The following is a 1,191-nucleotide window of genomic DNA, read 5'->3' on the forward strand; positions in this document are numbered from 1 at the left end:
ATCTCATAGAGACTTATTTGGGTTGTATGGTTAAGTGACTAAGCGTATATGGTGGATGCCTTGGCAGTCAGAGGCGATGAAGGACGTAGTAACTTGCGAAAAGCGTTGGCGAGCTAGTAACAAGCATTTGAGCTAACGATGTCCGAATGGGGAAACCCACTAGCATAAGCTAGTATCATTAACTGAATACATAGGTTAATGAGGCGAACCCGGGGAACTGAAACATCTAAGTACCCGGAGGAAAAGAAATCAATAGAGATTCCCCTAGTAGCGGCGAGCGAACGGGGATTAGCCCTTAAGCCTAGAGGGTGTTAGTGGAATGTGTTGGAAAGCACAGCGGCACAGGGTGATAGCCCCGTACATGAAAACTAACTTTAGGTGAAAACGAGTAGGACGGGACACGTGACATCTTGTCTGAACATGGGGGGACCATCCTCCAAGGCTAAATACTCCTGACTGACCGATAGTGAACCAGTACCGTGAGGGAAAGGCGAAAAGAACCCCTGTGAGGGGAGTGAAATAGAACCTGAAACCGTATACGTACAAGCAGTGGGAGCGGTTCTTGAGACCGTGACTGCGTACCTTTTGTATAATGGGTCAGCGACTTACATTTTGTAGCAAGGTTAAGCGAATAGCGGAGCCGTAGGGAAACCGAGTGTTAACTGCGCGTTTAGTTGCAAGGTGTAGACCCGAAACCCGGTGATCTAGCCATGGGCAGGTTGAAGATTGAGTAACATCAATTGGAGGACCGAACACACGTATGTTGAAAAATGCGGTGATGACTTGTGGCTGGGGGTGAAAGGCCAATCAAACCGGGAGATATCTGGTTCTCCTCGAAAGCTATTTAGGTAGCGCCTCGTACGAATACCATTGGGGGTAGAGCACTGTTAAGGCTAGGGGGTCATCCCGACTTACCAACCCTTTGCAAACTCCGAATACCAATGAGTACTATACGGGAGACACACGGCGGGTGCTAACGTCCGTCGTGAAAAGGGAAACAACCCAGACCATCAGCTAAGGTCCCAAAGTTATTGCTAAGTGGGAAACGATGTGGGAAGGCTTAGACAGCTAGGATGTTGGCTTAGAAGCAGCCATCATTTAAAGAAAGCGTAATAGCTCACTAGTCGAGTCGGCCTGCGCGGAAGATTTAACGGGGCTAAGCAATACACCGAAGCTATGGGTACTAGACTT

General features: G+C 48.5%; 1 rRNA gene. It reads left to right on the forward strand.

The annotated features are described in order from the left end of the window. Positions 1 to 28: 28 nt before the first annotated feature. Positions 29 to 1,191, forward strand: a 23S ribosomal RNA gene (locus tag L2748_RS23985); the annotation flags it as partial.

Origin of the sequence: Shewanella sairae (assembly GCF_023283535.1) — a bacterium.
Classification (GTDB): Bacteria; Pseudomonadota; Gammaproteobacteria; order Enterobacterales; family Shewanellaceae; genus Shewanella; species Shewanella sairae.